The sequence below is a fragment of the Streptomyces sp. NPDC058663 genome (genome assembly GCF_042716745.1).
Taxonomy (GTDB): Bacteria; Actinomycetota; Actinomycetes; order Streptomycetales; family Streptomycetaceae; genus Streptomyces.
Genome location: NZ_JBHXRV010000040.1, coordinates 22,102 through 38,184, shown reverse-complemented (window position 1 = coordinate 38,184; position 16,083 = coordinate 22,102). Strand labels below are relative to the sequence as shown.

Annotated in this window: 11 protein-coding genes; 10 read left to right on the top strand and 1 reads right to left on the bottom strand. The window is 73.5% G+C overall.

Features of this window, described 5'->3' with window-relative positions; translation table 11 throughout:
* Positions 1 to 688: 688 nt before the first annotated feature.
* Complete coding sequence (locus tag ACFWVV_RS26805; RefSeq protein ID WP_384355091.1) at positions 689 to 2,167, top strand: hypothetical protein; 1,479 nt, start codon at positions 689 to 691, stop codon at positions 2,165 to 2,167.
* A 116-nt stretch (positions 2,168 to 2,283) separates the two neighbouring features.
* On the opposite strand, the gene murA is transcribed toward ACFWVV_RS26805, so the two are convergent.
* Positions 2,284 to 3,624, bottom strand: coding sequence for a UDP-N-acetylglucosamine 1-carboxyvinyltransferase (gene murA / locus ACFWVV_RS26800; protein ID WP_384355093.1), 1,341 nt, complete (start codon positions 3,622 to 3,624; stop codon positions 2,284 to 2,286).
* A gap of 255 nt (positions 3,625 to 3,879) precedes the next feature.
* Between murA and ACFWVV_RS26795 the strand changes: the two genes are divergently transcribed.
* The 9 genes from ACFWVV_RS26795 (at position 3,880) to ACFWVV_RS26755 (ending at position 16,035) form a co-directional block, all read left to right on the top strand.
* On the top strand, positions 3,880 to 4,509 hold the full coding sequence (locus tag ACFWVV_RS26795) for a YqgE/AlgH family protein (protein ID WP_384355095.1): 630 nt from the start codon (positions 3,880 to 3,882) through the stop codon (positions 4,507 to 4,509).
* A 125-nt stretch (positions 4,510 to 4,634) separates the two neighbouring features.
* Entirely contained in the window at positions 4,635 to 4,934 is a 300-nt protein-coding gene (locus tag ACFWVV_RS26790) for a DUF3039 domain-containing protein (protein WP_185031735.1), read from the top strand.
* Positions 4,935 to 5,191: 257 nt separating this feature from the next.
* Positions 5,192 to 6,502, top strand: coding sequence for an extracellular solute-binding protein (locus tag ACFWVV_RS26785; RefSeq protein ID WP_384355098.1), 1,311 nt, complete (start codon positions 5,192 to 5,194; stop codon positions 6,500 to 6,502).
* Between the two features lie 8 nt (positions 6,503 to 6,510).
* Positions 6,511 to 7,464, top strand: coding sequence for a carbohydrate ABC transporter permease (locus ACFWVV_RS26780; RefSeq protein ID WP_384355146.1), 954 nt, complete (start codon positions 6,511 to 6,513; stop codon positions 7,462 to 7,464).
* A complete protein-coding gene (locus tag ACFWVV_RS26775) occupies positions 7,461 to 8,321 on the top strand; it encodes a carbohydrate ABC transporter permease (RefSeq protein ID WP_384355100.1) in 861 nt (286 codons plus the stop codon). The genes ACFWVV_RS26780 and ACFWVV_RS26775 overlap by 4 nt, the downstream gene beginning before the upstream one ends.
* Positions 8,322 to 8,455: 134 nt before the next feature.
* On the top strand, positions 8,456 to 10,087 hold the full coding sequence (locus ACFWVV_RS26770; protein ID WP_384355102.1) for a beta-N-acetylhexosaminidase: 1,632 nt from the start codon (positions 8,456 to 8,458) through the stop codon (positions 10,085 to 10,087).
* Between the two features lie 376 nt (positions 10,088 to 10,463).
* Positions 10,464 to 11,357 carry an FAD binding domain-containing protein gene (locus ACFWVV_RS26765; protein WP_384355104.1) on the top strand — a complete coding sequence of 298 codons (894 nt, stop codon included), beginning with the start codon at positions 10,464 to 10,466 and terminating at the stop codon, positions 11,355 to 11,357.
* Positions 11,354 to 13,735: a 2Fe-2S iron-sulfur cluster-binding protein gene (locus ACFWVV_RS26760; protein ID WP_384355106.1), complete on the top strand. Its 2,382-nt coding sequence runs from the start codon at positions 11,354 to 11,356 to the stop codon at positions 13,733 to 13,735. Before ACFWVV_RS26765 ends, ACFWVV_RS26760 begins: the two co-directional genes overlap by 4 nt.
* Positions 13,732 to 16,035 carry a xanthine dehydrogenase family protein molybdopterin-binding subunit gene (locus tag ACFWVV_RS26755; RefSeq protein WP_384355108.1) on the top strand — a complete coding sequence of 768 codons (2,304 nt, stop codon included), beginning with the start codon at positions 13,732 to 13,734 and terminating at the stop codon, positions 16,033 to 16,035. Before ACFWVV_RS26760 ends, ACFWVV_RS26755 begins: the two co-directional genes overlap by 4 nt.
* The last annotated feature ends 48 nt before the right edge of the window (positions 16,036 to 16,083 follow it).

The following is a 16,083-nucleotide window of genomic DNA, read 5'->3' as shown; positions in this document are numbered from 1 at the left end:
GGGGCACCGCCGTACCGCGCCGTGCCGCACCCGCCGAGCGACGGGGGTCGGCATGGGGGCAGAGGACAGGCGTGACGGGCCGCGGGGCCCGGAGCAGCCACAGGACGCGCGTGGAGCGGCGGGGGAGCGGGAACCGTCGGACGCGAAGAGACCGCCGGACCCGCGGGTGCCGCAGGACGCACCGCCTCCGGCCGTCGCACCGGCGGAGGGGTCCCGCCCCGGGGCTGCCCGGACCGGCGAACAGCCGGCCCATGCGCCCGATGGGGGCAGCGGAGCGCCCGGGTCGCTCGGGGTGCCGCCGCAGACGGGTCGGACCTACGGGCCTGCGCCCGGTCCGGCGCAGACGGGTGGGGCGTACGGTCCTCCGCCGGGCCCGACGCAGCCGGGCGGGGCGCCCGGGTCGCTCGGGGCGCCGCCGCAGACGGGTGGGGCGTACGGGCCCCCGTCGGCTTCGCCGCAGGGTCCGCCGGCTCCGCCGCAGGGACCGCCGCCCTACGGTCCCCCGCCCGGTACGCCCCACGGCGCGTCCTACGGTCCGCCGGGCCCTGCGCCCGGTGCGGGTGACGGGCCGTCCTCCGGAGGGGCCCAGGGCTCGGGTCACGCCCCGCCCCCGCCCCCGCAGCCCGTCGGGCCGCCCACCGTGGGGCCGCCGCCCGAGGCCGACGCCGCGCGGGCGGTGGGGGCAGGGTTGCTCAATCTGTCCGGGCTCGGGCTCGGGTACGTGCTGCTGCGGCAGTGGGCGGGCGCGGCCGTCTGTCTGGCCGTGACCGCGGCGCTGCTGGTCCTCGCGCTGCCCGCCGATGTGGACGGCGTGCCGGGCTGGGCGGTGCTCGGGTTCCTCGCCGTCACGGTGCTCGCGGCGCTCGACGGGGCGCGGCGTGGATTGCGTACGCGAAAGGCGCTGCCGATGCGGTCGTACGTGGCCGTGGGGCTCGGTGTCGTGCTGCTCGCGGTCCCGGCGGGCGGGGCCGCCGGGTACGGCTGGGCGCGGGACGAGGCGGTCGAGAAGATGCTGCTCGGGCGGCTCGCGGAGACAGACAAGGTGGTGGCGCGGGCCGGGGCCGCCTCCGGTTTCGCCGCGGCGGAGCCGGACTACCGGGCCGCCCTCGCCCAGTACGGGCGGCTGGTGCGCGAGCACGGGGACTCACGGGCCGCGCAGCAGGTGCCCGGCCGGCTGGACGCCTACTACAGGGCGGTGGGCGCGCCCTACGCGCGCGGCACCCACTGCGAGGCCGTCGGGCCGCTGACGTACCTGCGGACCGTGCCCGCCGCGATCGGCCGGGAGACGGCGGGCGAGCTGGCAGGCTGGCCGGACGGGCGGCTCGCCACCTCGCTGTACGAGTGCGGGATGCAGCGGCTCGGGTCCGCGGCCGGCGGCGGCGAACTCGCAGAACTGCTGCGCACCTTCCCCGGCACCGAGCAGGCGGACAAGGTCGAGCCGGGGGTGCGCGCCAGGATCGCCGACCGTACGAAGGCGCTCGGCGGCAGCGACCCCTGCCAGGTCACCGAGGAGCTGCGCCGCATCGGCACCACCGCCGCCGCGCTGCCGGGGAGCGCGGCCGCCACGCTGCGCACGGACGCCGACGGGGCGGTCGAGAGCGGGGTCTGGTCCTGCGGCCTGGACCAGTACCGGGACAAGAGGTTCGCCGAGGCCCGCGGCACCCTGGCCGGTTTCGCCACCACGTACCGGAACAATCCGAACGCGGACCGGGCCCGCACCATCGCCATCGCGGCGGAGATCGCCGTCACGCGCCCCGCGGCCGGGGCCGGCCTGCCGCGGACCTCGGCGCCGGGCGGCGACCGGATGAGCTACGTGATCAGCAACGACTCCCCCGGCCCGACCGTGATCCTCTTCACCGGCCCGATCACGGGCAGTTTCACCCTGCCGGCGTGCGCGGGCTGCCGGTCCTACCGCAGTGAGGCGGCGGCGCGGGGCACGGCCTGCAAGGACAGCCGCAAGGACTACCCCGAGCACCGGCTGTCGCTGCCGGCGGGGACGTACTACTTCCTGTCGAAGCCGTCCGGTGTGGGGGTCCGCCCCCAGCACGGCAACATCGAGGGCACGGTCAGGCCGGGCTACACGTACACCCAGTGCACGTACAGCGTGAACCCGTTCGGGATCGACCTGCCGCTGCCGCCGGGCACCCGGACGGGCCACCGGCCCTGAGGTCCCGCACCGCGCGAAGGGGACGGCAGGCGGAAAAGGGGCGGACAGACAGACGCAAGGGGGCGGCCGCCCGTCATCCGACGGGCAGCCGCCCCCTTGCGGCGTACGGGCAGGAGCTAGACGAGCGCGCCGCCCGGCAGTTCTACCTTCGCGCCGAGCTTCTCGAGCTTGTCCATGAAGTTCTCGTAGCCGCGGTTGATCAGGTCGATGCCGTGCACGCGGCTCGTGCCCTGGGCGGCGAGGGCCGCGATCAGGTACGAGAAGCCGCCGCGCAGGTCGGGGATGACCAGGTCGGCACCCTCCAGCTTGGTGGGCCCGGAGACGACCGCCGAGTGCAGGAAGTTGCGCTGGCCGAAGCGGCAGTTCGAACCGCCCAGGCACTCGCGGTAGAGCTGGATCTGGGCACCCATCTGGTTGAGCGCTGAGGTGAAGCCCAGGCGCGACTCGTACACCGTCTCGTGGACGATGGACAGGCCGGTCGCCTGGGTCAGCGCGACCACCAGCGGCTGCTGCCAGTCGGTCTGGAAGCCGGGGTGCACGTCCGTCTCCAGGGCGATGGACTTGAGCGCGCCGCCCGGGTGCCAGAAGCGGATGCCCTCGTCGTCGATCTCGAAGGCGCCGCCGACCTTGCGGTAGGTGTTGAGGAAGGTCATCATCGAGCGCTGCTGGGCGCCGCGCACGTAGATGTTGCCCTCGGTGGCCAGGGCCGCCGACGCCCAGGAGGCCGCCTCCAGGCGGTCCGGGAGCGCCCGGTGGTTGTAGCCGTCCAGCCTGTCCACGCCGGTGACGCGGATCGTCCGGTCGGTGTCCATCGAGATGATCGCGCCCATCTTCTGCAGGACGCAGATGAGGTCTTCGATCTCCGGCTCGACGGCCGCGTTGGACAGCTCGGTGACGCCCTCGGCGAGGACGGCGGTCAGCAGCACCTGTTCGGTCGAGCCGACCGAGGGGTACGGCAGACGGATCTTGCAGCCGCGCAGGCGCTGCGGCGCCTCCAGGTACTGGCCGTCCTCGCGCTTCTCGATGGTCGCGCCGAACTGACGGAGCACCTCGAAGTGGAAGTCGATCGGCCGGCCGCCGATGTCGCAGCCGCCCAGGCCGGGGATGAACGCGTGGCCGAGGCGGTGCAGCAGCGGGCCGCAGAACAGGATCGGGATCCGGGAGGAACCCGCGTGGGCGTCGATGTCGGCGACGTTCGCGGACTCGACGTGCGACGGGTCGAGGATCAGCTCGCCGGGCTCGTCGCCGGGGCGGACGGTCACCCCGTGCAGCTGGAGGAGCCCGCGTACGACGCGTACGTCGCGGATGTCGGGCACATTGCGCAGTCTGCTCGGACCGCTGCCGAGGAGCGCCGCCACCATCGCCTTGGGGACGAGGTTCTTGGCGCCGCGGACGCGGATCTCGCCCTCCAGCGGGGTGCCGCCGTGGACAAGCAGTACATCGTCAGTGCCGGTCATGTATCTCGCGTTCCGGAATCGTCGGACAGGGGGCCAAGAGGAAAGGGTAATGGGCCGGTACCCCGGTTCCGTAAGAGCGAAGCGGGTGGACGTACGCCGCGATGCGGGGCAACACGCTCTGCTCGGGGTGCATCAGCGGAGGGTTACGGTCCGTTTTTGTCGGCCCGTGCGCGCTCCCGCTGCTGCCGTGCGCCCTGAGCTGCGGACCATTTCCGGCTGTCACGGACTCCCCGCGGAGAGCGAAACTGCGGGATCATGTCGGCCATGACGGAGGTGTCCTCGCTCACAGGCCGACTGCTGGTGGCGACCCCGGCGCTGGCGGACCCGAACTTCGACCGCGCGGTGGTGCTGGTCATCGACCACGACGGGGCGGGCACGCTCGGCGTGGTCCTGAACCGGCCGACCGCGGTGGGCGTCGATGAGATCCTCGCCCCCTGGGCGGAGCTGGCCGGCGCGCCCGGGGTGGTCTTCCGGGGCGGGCCCGTGGGACAGGACTCGGCGCTGGGGGTGGCGGTGGTGCCCGGCGCGGGCGCGTCGTCGTCCACGGCACCGGCGTCCGGCCCCGGTTCCGGGGCGCCGCCGGACGGGGGGTGTCCCGTGGGGTGGCGCCGGGTGCACGGTGCGATCGGTCTGGTCGACCTCGACGCGCCGCCGGAGCTGCTCGCGGCGGCCCTCGGCTCGCTGCGGATCTTCGCCGGGTACGCCGGATGGGGTCCTGGACAGCTGGAGGACGAGCTGACCGAGGGTGCCTGGTACGTCGTCGACTCCGAACCGGGCGACGTGTCGTCACCGCGGCCGGAGGGGCTGTGGCGGGAGGTGCTGCGCCGCCAGCGCGGCACTCTCGCGATGATCGCGACGTACCCGGACGATCCGTCCATGAACTAGCGCCAGTCATCGGGGCCTGTCACTGGGGCCCGTCACCGGGGTCTGTCCGGAACGCGACGGGGCGGGTCAAGTGCACCGAAGTGGGGGCGGGCCAGGAGCAACAGGGCCTTGTACCCTTGGCTCGTATGAGCACACTTGAGCCCGAGCCCGAGCGCGGGGCAGGTACGGGGACACTTGTAGAGCCGGTTCCGCAGACGTCGCGCGGCGACGGGGACCACGAGCGGTACGCCCACTACGTCCAGAAGGACAAGATCATGGCGAGTGCCCTGGAGGGCACTCCCGTCGTGGCGCTCTGCGGCAAGGTGTGGGTGCCGGGGCGCGACCCCAAGAAGTACCCGGTCTGCCCGATGTGCAAGGAGATCTTCGAGTCTCTCGGCGACAAGGGTGGCAAGGGCGGTAAGGACGGCAAGGGCGACAAGAAGTAGGCCCTCGCCGCCGGTTGGCGGTTTTTCGGGGAAGGCCCCCGCGGTGCGCTTCGGCGTGCCGCGGGGGCCTTTTCGCGTTCCCGGAGGGTTCCCGGCGTGTTCCCGGCGGGGGTCTCGCGCCAGGTCCCGGTTTTTTCGATTGCTCTTCAGCTCTTGTCCGGGACGGGGGTGCCCTCTAGTCTCCTGCCTGTTGTGTTGTGCAGTACGAAACGCCCGTTGCGCATGCTGCAACGCTCATACGACAGGGGTTCCCTTCCATGAGGCTCAGCGCCCGAACGTCCCTGCCCCTGGCGGCACTTGTCCTCGCCGGGCTGACCGCCACCGCCTGCGCCCCCCAGACCTCCGACGGTGCGGGGCCCAAGAAGGACGAGAAGAGCGGCACGCTGCGGGTGTGGCTGTTCCAGGAGGTCGGCAACAAGCCCAAGGAGCAGGTCGTCGACAAGGCGGTCGCCGCCTTCGAGAAGGCGCACGCGGGGACGAAGGTGCAGGTCGACTACATACCGATCGACACCAGGGCGCAGAAGATCAAGGCCGCCTTCAACGACCCGAAGAGCGCCCCCGACCTCATCGAGTACGGCAACACCGACACCGCCGGATACGTCAAGGACGGCGGACTCGCCGACGTGAGCGCCGAGTTCGGGGCCTGGACGGAGGCCAAGGACGCGGACGCCACCGCCAAGCAGTCCGTCACGGTCGACGGCAAGGTGTACGGCTCGCCGCTCTTCGTCGGCGTGCGCGCCCTCTACTACCGCACCGACGTGCTCAAGGAAGCCGGCGTCGCGGTGCCCACCAGCCAGGCCGAACTGATCGCCGCGGCGAAGAAGCTGCACAAGGCGAAGCCCGAGATGTACGGGCTCGCGGTCGGCGGCGCCTACACCTACGGCGCGATGCCCTTCGTCTGGTCGCACGGCGGAGAACTCGCCACCGGCCACGGCACCTCGTACAAGGCCGCCATCAACAGCCCGGCCGCCCGCAAGGGCATCGCCGCGTACACCTCGCTCTTCGGCGACGACAACTGCCCGGCCGCCAAGTGCGCCGAGATGGGCGGCAACGCCACCATCACCGCCTTCGCCTCCGGCAAGGCCGCCATGGCGGTGGGCGGCGACTTCAGCCACGCCGCCGTCGAGGCCGGCCAGGCCAAGGGCAAGTACGCGGTGGTGCCGCTGCCGGGCGTCGGGAAGGGGTCGGTGGCGCCGGCGTTCGCGGGCGGCAACAACATCGGCGTGCTCAAAAGCACGCCGCGCAGGACGCTGGCCGTCGAGCTGATGAAAACCCTCACCGGCAAGCAGACGCAGGGCGAGCTGTTCGACGCGATGGGCCTGATGCCGACCTTCACCGACGTGCGGGAGGCGGCCGCGAAGAAGGAGCCGTTCGTGGCGCCCTTCGTCAAGACGCTCGACTCCGGGACCAAGTTCGTCCCGGCCTCGCCCGGCTGGGCGCAGATCGACGCCTCGCTGGTGCTGCCGACGATGTTCCAGGAGATCGTCAGCGGCCGCAAGGACGTCGCGCGGGCGTCCGACGACGCGGCGAAGAAGATGGACGCGGCATTCGGGACGTACAACAAGTGACCGCCCTGATGACGGCGCGGGAGCCCGGGTCCGCCCGGCGCGGCCCGCGCCGGCCCTCCGCCACCCGGGGCGGCAGCCCGGCCACCCGCGGGCGCGGCTGGACACCCTGGCTCTACCTCGCCCCCGCGCTCGTCGTGCTCGCCGCCCTGCTCGTCTACCCGATCTACCAGCTCGGCCTGATCTCCTTCCTGGAATACACGCAGGCACAGGTCAGCGGCGGCGAACCGACCCGCTTCCGCGGCCTCGGGAACTACCAGGACCTCTTCGCCGACCCGCAGTTCTGGCAGGTGCTAGGCGCCACCGTCGGCTTCGCGGCCGCCTGTGTGGCCGCGACCCTCGGCGTGGGGTGCGCGCTCGCCGTGCTGCTCACCCGGATACGGGCGCTGCCCCGGCTGGTGCTGATGATGGCCGCGCTCGGGGCGTGGGCGACGCCCGCGATCACCGGGTCCACGGTCTGGGTGTTCCTCTTCGACGCGGACTACGGGCCGGTCAACCGGATCCTGGGGCTGGGCGACTTCTCCTGGACGTACGAGAGGTACAGCGCCTTCGCGCTGGTGCTGCTCGAAGTGGTCTGGTGCTCCTTCCCGTTCGTGATGGTCACCGTGTACGCCGGTATCCGCGCCATCCCCGGCGAGGTGCTGGAGGCGGCGGCACTGGACGGGGCCTCGCAGTGGCAGATCTGGCGCAGGGTCATGGCGCCGATGCTGCGGCCGATCCTGGTCGTGGTGACCATCCAGTCGATCATCTGGGACTTCAAGGTGTTCACCCAGATCTTCGTGATGACCAACGGCGGCGGCATCGCCGGCCAGAACCTCGTCCTCAACGTGTACGCGTACCAGAAGGCGTTCGCGTCCTCGCAGTACAGCCTCGGCTCGGCGATCGGGATCGTGATGCTGCTCATCCTGCTCGCGGTCACCCTGGTCTACCTGCGGCTGATGCGACGTCAGGGAGAAGAACTGTGAGTGCACTCGGTTCCCTCGGCGCCGCCCTGCGGATCAGGCGTCCCGGGCGGCTCGTCGCGGAGGCCTGCGCGCTGCTCGTCGCGGTACTCGTGGCGTTCCCGCTCTACTGGATGGTGCTCTCCGCCCTGAAACCGGCCGGGGAGATCCAGTCGACGGACGCCACACCGTGGACGCTGTCGCCCTCGCTGGACTCCTTCCGGCGGGTGTTCGAGCAGCAGGACTTCGGGCGGTACTTTGTCAACAGCCTGCTGGTCGCGGGCACGGTCGTGCTCGCCTCCGCGCTGATCGCCTTCCTCGCGGCGACCGCCGTGAGCCGCTTCCGGTTCAAGTTCCGCACCACGCTGCTGATCATGTTCCTGGTGGCGCAGATGGTGCCGGTCGAGGCGCTGACCATCCCGCTGTTCTTCCTGATGCGCGACTTCGGTCAGCTCAACACGCTGGGCTCGCTGATCCTGCCGCACATCGCCTTCTCGCTGCCGTTCGCGATCTGGATGCTGCGAGGCTTCGTCAAGGCGGTGCCGGAGGCGCTGGAGGAGGCGGCGTACATCGACGGGGCGAGCCGCACCCGCTTCCTGTGGCAGATCCTCTTCCCGCTGGTCTTCCCCGGGCTGGTCGCCACGAGCGTCTTCTCGTTCATCTCGACCTGGAACGACTTCCTGTTCGCGAAGACCTTCCTGATCAGCGACACCACACAGTCGACCCTGCCGATGGCGCTGCTGGTCTTCTTCAAGCCGGACGAGAACGACTGGGGCGGGATCATGGCCGCGTCGACGGTGATGACCCTTCCGGTGCTGGTCTTCTTCGTCCTGGTGCAGCGGCGGCTGGTCTCGGGCATGGCGGGCGCGGTGAAGGACTGACAGCCAGTACGGCCGTGCGTGCCGCGGCCGGGACGACCGCCCGTGCCGCGGCCGTACGACTGCCCGTGCCGCGGCCGGTACCGCCGTCCGTGCCGCGGCCGGTACGACCGAAGAACCGAAGGGACTTGAGGACCATGAGCGATCTGATTCCGGCTCCGGCCACCGTCGAGGCGCCGCCCGGCGGTGGCGCGGTCCGGCTCGACGAGGCGTCCACCCTGTACGCGGCGCCGGGCACCGAGGACACCGCCCACTGGCTGCGCACCACCGTCGGCACCGCCCTCGGCCTGCCACTGGCACCGGGCGGCCCGGACGACGGCTGTGCGCTGCGGCTGGTGCGCGACGGGACGCTCGCGGCGGAGGCGTACCGGCTGGACGTGGACGCCTCGCGGGGCATCGAACTGAGGGGAGGCAGCGCGGCGGGAGTCTTCTGGGCCGCCCAGACCCTGCGTCAGCTGCTCGGCACCGAGGCCTTCCGCGGCGCACCGGTGACCCGGGGAGAGGGCGCCGGGTGGAGCGTGCCGGCGCAGGTGATCGAGGACGCGCCCCGGTTCGGCTGGCGCGGGCTGATGCTGGACGTGGCCCGGCACTTCATGCCCAAGGACGACGTGCTGCGCTACCTCGACCTGCTGGCCGCGCACAAGCTGAACGTCTTCCACTTCCACCTCACCGACGACCAGGGCTGGCGCATCGAGATCAAGCGCCACCCCCGGCTCACCGAGGCCGGATCCTGGCGGCCCCGCACCAAGTGGGGGCACCGGGCGTCCCCGCTGTGGAACGACACCCCGCACGGCGGTTACTACACCCAGGACGACATCCGCGAGATCGTCGCGTACGCCGCCGCCCGGCACATCACCGTCGTGCCCGAGATCGACATCCCCGGCCACTCCCAGTCCGCCATCGCCGCGTACCCCGAGCTCGGCAACACCGACGTCGTGGACACCGCCTCGCTCGGCGTGTGGGACACCTGGGGCGTCAACCCGAACATCCTCGCGCCGACCGACACCGTGCTGCGCTTCTACGAGGGGGTCTTCGAGGAGGTGCTCGCCCTGTTCCCCTCCGAGTTCGTGCACATCGGCGGTGACGAGGCGCCCAAGGACCAGTGGAAGGAGTCCGCCACGGCCCAGGCGCGCATCGCCGAACTCGGCCTGTCCGGCGAGGACGAACTCCAGTCCTGGTTCGTCCGGCACTTCGACACCTGGCTGTCCGCGCGCGGCCGCAGGCTGATCGGCTGGGACGAGATCCTGGAGGGCGGTCTCGCCCCGGGGGCCGCCGTCTCCTCCTGGCGGGGCTACGCGGGCGGCATCGCCGCCGCCAGGGCCGGGCACGACGTCGTCATGTGCCCCGAGCAGCAGGTGTACTTGGACCACCGCCAGCACGGCGGCCCCGACGAACCGGTGCCCATCGGCTACGTCCGTACCTTGGAGGACGTCTACCGCTTCGAGCCCGTACCCCTGGAGCTGACGCCGGAGGAGGCCCGGCACGTCCTGGGCACCCAGGCCAACGTCTGGACCGAGGTCATGGAGAACCGCGCCCGCGTCGACTACCAGGTCTTCCCCCGGCTCGCCGCGTTCGCCGAGGTCGCCTGGTCCGCCCTGCCCGCCCCGGCCGCACGGGACTTCACCGGCTTCGAGTCCCGGATGGAAACGCACTGCCGCCGGCTGGACGCCCTCGGGGTGGACTACCGGCGGCCCGGCGGCCCGCTGCCGTGGCAGCGGCGACCCGGGGTGCTCGGACGCCCGATCGAGGGGACGCCCCCACACGTGTGAGCGTACGAGCAGACGCGCGAGCCACCGCCCCGGCCCCGGGACCGTTCCCGGGGCCGGGGCGTGTCCGTGCGCCAGGTGCGGCGGAGTGCCCCGCAACGCCACCGGAAACCGTGCAGAGTTGAACTACCGTACGGAGGGGGCGCGGTCCCCTGAAGTGCTGAATCCCCCGAAGCGGTCAAAGGTTCCCAATGCCGTCATTGCGGGTCTATCGGGGGTCCGGGACGAAAGCGGATTCATGCCTCGGTGCGGGGCGAGAAGTGCCATGGCGGACCCTCGCGTCGGGCGGATCCGAAGATGTGCCAGAGTTGCCACGTCCGGGCCGGGAGCACGTACCGTACGGCGCAACAAGGCGGGACACCGGGAAGGGGCAGCTGGGTTGACCACGCACGCACCGCAGGCGGCGCAGTCCGTGACGCTGCCTGCCTCGCTCGACGAAGCAGTGGCGGCACTCACCGCCATGCCCGCCGCCGTGCCCGTCGCGGGCGGCACCGACCTGATGGCCGCCGTGAACTCCGGCCACCTCAGGCCCTCCGGACTCGTCGGACTCGGCCGGATCAGCGAGATCCGCGGCTGGCAGTACCAGGACGGCCACGCCCTCCTCGGCGCCGGCCTCACCCACGCCCGGATGGGGCGCCCGGACTTCGCGGCCCTCATCCCCGCCCTGGCGGCCGCCTCCCGCGCCGCGGGGCCACCGCAGATCCGCAACGCCGGAACCCTCGGCGGCAACATCGTCAGCGCCGCCCCCACGGGTGACTCGCTGCCCGTCCTGGCGGCCCTGGAGGCGACCCTCGTCGTCGCGGGCCCCGAAGGCCGGCGCGAGATCCCCGTCTCCCACCTCCTGGCGGGCCGCGCGATGCTGCAGACCGGCGAGCTCGTCGCCTTCGTCCGCGCACCGCTGCTGCACGCCCCGCAGGTCTTCCTCAAGGCCACGGGCCGCACCGGCCCGGGCCGCGCCACCGCCTCCGTCGCCCTCGTCCTGGATCCGGCCAGGCGCGGTGTGCGCTGCGCGGTGGGCGCCATCGCGCAGATGCCGTTGCGCCCGCTGGAGGCCGAGGCCTGGATCGCCTCGCTGATCGACTGGGACGGCGAGCGCCGCCTCGCCCCGGAAGCCTGCGAGGCCTTCGGCGAGTACGTCGCCGCGGCCTGCATCCCGGACCCGCCCCGGCCCGCCGACGGGGGAGAGGCCCCGGTGCTCTCGCCCGCCGTACTGCACCTGCGGCGCACGGTCGCCGCGCTGGCCCGACGAGCACTGGGGAGGGCGCTGTCATGACCGACCACACGCACGGCAACAACGACGGCACCACCGACGAAACCGGCACCGCGGCGCACACCGCCCACCCCGGGAACACCGACGACGCCGGCCGCACGGGCGCCCCGGGCACCGGCCACGGACCCGCGCACGGCCCCGCCGGCACCCCGCAGGACCAGTCGGTACCCGCCTCCCTGCTGGGCGACGGGGGCCACCACACGGCCTTCCCCGGCCAGGGCGGCACCGGACACGCCCCCCACGTGCCGGGGCCGGGACTCGGGCCGGCCGGCTGGCAGCCGACGCCGCAGGGCGGGGAGTACGACGCCGACGCCACGGCGTTCGTCCAGCTGCCGGCGGGCTTCGACCTCCCCGGCACCGGCGACCCGCTCGCCGCGCCGGGACACGACTACGTACCCCCGCACATCACGGCTCCGCTGGAGACCGGGACCTGGAACGTGCACCTTCACCAGGACCCCCAGCCCTTCCCGCCGCCGCCCTACCTGCCCCACGACACACTGGGGTCGCAGCAGCACCTCGGGCAGCACCTCGGGCAGCAGTTCGGGCAGCAACTCGGCCAGGAGTCCGGGCAGGGGCAGGGGGCGCAGTACCACGACGCGCACCCCGACCCGCAGCATCACGACCCCCAGGACCCCCAGCGTCACGACCCCCAGGCGCACCGGCAGCCCCCGGTGTCCCACGACCCGCACGCGCACCAGCCGTCGGCGGGCTGGCCCGTGGCGGGCCACGACGCGGGTACCACCAGCCAGTGGAACTTCACCGACGCCTTCGGCCAGGCCCCACAGGCACCTCCCGCCCCGCCTGCCGCCGCGCCCGATGCCGCCGCGCCCGATGCCACCGCCGGCATGCCCACCGGACAGTGGACGTTCCCGGCCGCTCAGGACGAATCCCCGGACGACTCCGGCGAGTTCCCCGTCCCCCCGGCTGCCCCCTGGCACTCCCCGGGAGCCCCGGCGACCCTGCCGGGCGGCGCTCCGGCCCCATGGGCGCTGCAGCCCCACCAGCCGGCCCGGCCCGCCGAGGGCGCGGAGCCCGCCGAGCCGGTGCGTGCAGAGCCCGGCGTGCCCGCCCAGCGCGGCCTGCCCGTCGACGTACCCCCGGCTCCGCCCACCGGCACCCCGGCGGACGGCACGCACTTCGCCGCCCACCATGCCCCGGAGGGCACGGCCGCTCCGGGTGAAAGCGCTGTGCCCGGCGAGGGCGGTGCGGACGCAGGTACCGTCCCCACCGACGCGGACGACCCCGCCGCAGGGACCCTCCCGGCCGACGCAAGCGCCCCCGCCGCGGGGAACGCCCCCGCCGACACGGCCGCACCGGCGGAACGGACCCCGGACGGGGACCTGCCGCCCGGAACGGCCCCGGCACAGGGCGCCGAAGCGACGGCTCCGCCGGCCTCTCGCCCGGACGCGGAGCCGCCCACGGTTGCGGACGCGACGTCAGACCCTGCCCCGGACCCGTCCGCGCTCCCGGCAGCCGACCCGGACACGGCAGAGGGCGCAGCCCCGGCGCCGAACGGCGCGGACGCTCCCGCCACCGACCCGGACGGCACCCCCGCCCCGGACGGCCCCCCGGACGCCGCCCCCGAGCACACCCCCGCCCAGGACCACGCACCCGGCCCCGGCCACACGCCCGACCCGGGCCGGGCGCCCGACCCGGACCCCGGCCACGTCCCCACCCCCGCGCACCCGCTCGACCCCGGGCACGCACCCGAGACCCCCATCGACGTCGAGCCGGCCTACGCCGCCCCGCACGAGCCCGCCCCCTTCCACGACGCGCCCAGCGAACACCCGCTCGCCTCCTACGTGCTGCGGGTCAACGGCGCCGACCGGCCCGTCGCCGACGCCTGGATCGGCGAGTCGCTCCTGTACGTGCTGCGCGAGCGCCTCGGCCTCGCCGGGGCGAAGGACGGCTGCTCGCAGGGCGAGTGCGGGGCCTGCGCCGTACAGGTGGACGGCCGGCTCGTCGCCTCCTGCCTGGTGCCCGCCGCGACCACCGCCGGATCCGAGGTCCGTACCGTCGAAGGTCTGGCCACCGACGGCGAACCCTCCGACGTGCAGCGGGCCCTGGCCAACTGCGGGGCCGTGCAGTGCGGCTTCTGCATCCCGGGCATGGCGATGACCGTCCACGACCTGCTCGAGGGCAACCACGCGCCGACGGACCTGGAGACCCGCCAGGCCCTGTGCGGCAACCTCTGCCGCTGCTCCGGCTACCGCGGCGTTCTGCAAGCAGTGCGCGAGGTCGTCACCGAGCGTGAGGCGAGCGCCGAGGCCGCCGCCACCGGCCACCCCGCCGACGAGGCCCGCATCCCGCACCAGGCACCGCCCGGTGCGGGCAGCGCCCAGCACACCCTTCACCACCCGCACGACGGAGGCATGCCGTGAGCAACGACGCGGCCACCGCGACCGCAGCGGTCGGCGGCACGCAGCAGGAACCCCCGGCCCACGGCATCGGCGCGTCGCTCCCCGCGGCGGACGCCCGCGCCAAGACCGAGGGCACCTTCCCCTATGCGGCCGACCTGTGGGCCGAGGGCCTGCTGTGGGCGTCGATACTGCGTTCGCCGCACGCGCACGCCCGTATCGTCTCCGTCGACACCTCCGCCGCCGCCGCGATGCCGGGCGTACGTGCCGTCGTCACCCACGCCGACGTCCCCGGCGACCCGAACTACGGACGCAAGGTCGTCGACCGTCCTGTGTTCGCCTCCACCGTCGCCCGCCACCACGGCGAGCCGGTCGCCGCCGTCGCCGCCGACCACCCCGACACCGCACGGCTGGCCGCTGCCGCGATCGCCGTCGAGTACGAGGTGCTCGAACCGGTCACCGACCCGGAGAAGGCCTTCGAGGCCGAGCCCCTCCACCCCGACGGCAACCTGATCCGGCACATCCCGCTCAGCTTCGGCGACCCCGAGGTCACCGGCGAGGTGGTCGTCGAGGGCGTGTACCGGATCGGCCGCCAGGACCCCGCCCCGATCGGCGCCGAAGCCGGCCTCGCCGTGCCGCGCCCGGACGGCGGCGTCGAGATCTACACCGCCTCCACCGACCCGCACACCGACCGCGACCTGGCCGCCGCCAGCTTCGGCCTGGAACGCGAACGCGTGAAGATCGTCGTCACCGGGGTGCCCGGCGCCACCGGCGACCGCGAGGACGCCGGCTTCCAGCTCCCGCTCGGACTGCTCGCGTTGCGCACCGGCTGCCCGGTCAAGCTGGCCGCCACCCGGGAGGAGTCCTTCCTCGGGCACGCCCACCGCCACCCGACCCTGCTGCGCTACCGCCACCACGCGGACGCCGAGGGCCGGCTGGTGAAGGTCGAGGCGCAGATCCTGCTCGACGCGGGCGCATACGCGGACGCCTCCTCCGAGTCGCTGGCCGCCGCCGTCTCCTTCGCCTGCGGCCCGTACGTCGTCCCGCACGCGTTCGTCGAGGGCTGGGCCGTGCGCACCAACAACCCGCCCTCCGGGCACGTCCGGGGCGAGGGCGCCCTCCAGGTGTGCGCCGCGTACGAGGGCCAGATGGACAAGCTGGCCGACCGGCTCGGCCTGGAACCCGCCGAGTTGCGCATGCGCAACGTGCTGGCCACCGGTGACCTGCTGCCCACGGGCCAGACCGTCACCTGCCCGGCCCCGGTCGCCGAACTCCTGCGCGCCGTACGGGACTTCCCGCTGCCCACCCTCCCCAAGGACTCCCCGGAGGAGGGCTGGCTGCTGCCCGGCGGCCCGGAGGGGGCCGGTGAGCCCAGCGCCGTGCGCCGGGGCGTCGGCTACGCCCTGGGGATGGTCCACATGCTCGGCGCAGAGGGCACCGACGAGGTCTCCACCGCCACGGTGAAGGTCCACGACGGGGTCGCCACCGTCATCTGCGCGGCCGTCGAGACCGGGCAGGGCTTCACCACGCTCGCCCGGCAGATCGTCCAGGAGACCCTGGGCATCGACGAGGTGCACGTCGCCTCCGTCGACACCGACCAGCCGCCCGCGGGCGCCGCCACCCACGGCCGCCACACCTGGGTCTCCGGCGGTGCCGTGGAACGCGCCGCGAAGATGGTCCGCACCCAGCTCCTCCAGCCGCTGGCGCACAAGTTCGGCATGTCCACCGAACTCCTGTCCATCGCCGACGGCAAGATCACCTCGTACGACGGTGTCCTGAGCACCACCGTCGCCGAGGCCCTGGACGGCAAGGAACTGTGGGCCACCGCCCAGTGCCGCCCGCACCCGACCGAGCCCCTGGACGAGACCGGCCAGGGCGACGCCTTCGTCGGGCTCGCCTTCTGTGCCGTCCGCGCGGTCGTGGACGTGGACATCGAGCTGGGTTCGGTACGGGTGGTGGAGATGGCGGTCGCCCAGGACGTCGGGCGGATCCTCAACCCCGCACAGCTGGCCGCCCGTATCGAAGCAGGCGTCACCCTGGGCGTCGGGGCGGCCCTCACCGAGAACCTCCGCTCCCCGCGCGGCCTGATCCGCCACCCCGACCTGACGCACTACGCCCTGCCGACGGCCCTGGACGCCCCGGACATCCGCATCGTCAAACTGGTCGAGGAGCGCGACGTGGTCGCCCCCTTCGGTGCCAAGGCGGCGAGCGCGGTGCCGGTCGTCACCTCACCCGCGGCCATCGCCTCGGCGGTACGGGCCGCCACCGGCCGCCCCGTCAACCGGCTGCCGATCAGGCCGCAGGCGGCGGTCAGTACCGGCTGAGCACCACCCGGGCACCCGCCGGGCCGTAAATCCCGGGCCCGGTACGGC

What these genes read in the sequence shown, in the direction of transcription:
- murA (WP_384355093.1), bottom strand. Translation starts at nt 3,624, where the DNA reads ATGACCGGCACTGACGATGTACTGCTTGTCCACGGCGGCACCCCGCTG.
- ACFWVV_RS26795 (WP_384355095.1), top strand. Translation starts at nt 3,880, where the DNA reads ATGTCGGCCATGACGGAGGTGTCCTCGCTCACAGGCCGACTGCTGGTG.
- ACFWVV_RS26790 (WP_185031735.1), top strand. Translation starts at nt 4,635, where the DNA reads ATGAGCACACTTGAGCCCGAGCCCGAGCGCGGGGCAGGTACGGGGACA.
- ACFWVV_RS26785 (WP_384355098.1), top strand. Translation starts at nt 5,192, where the DNA reads ATGAGGCTCAGCGCCCGAACGTCCCTGCCCCTGGCGGCACTTGTCCTC.
- ACFWVV_RS26780 (WP_384355146.1), top strand. Translation starts at nt 6,511, where the DNA reads ATGACGGCGCGGGAGCCCGGGTCCGCCCGGCGCGGCCCGCGCCGGCCC.
- ACFWVV_RS26770 (WP_384355102.1), top strand. Translation starts at nt 8,456, where the DNA reads ATGAGCGATCTGATTCCGGCTCCGGCCACCGTCGAGGCGCCGCCCGGC.
- ACFWVV_RS26760 (WP_384355106.1), top strand. Translation starts at nt 11,354, where the DNA reads ATGACCGACCACACGCACGGCAACAACGACGGCACCACCGACGAAACC.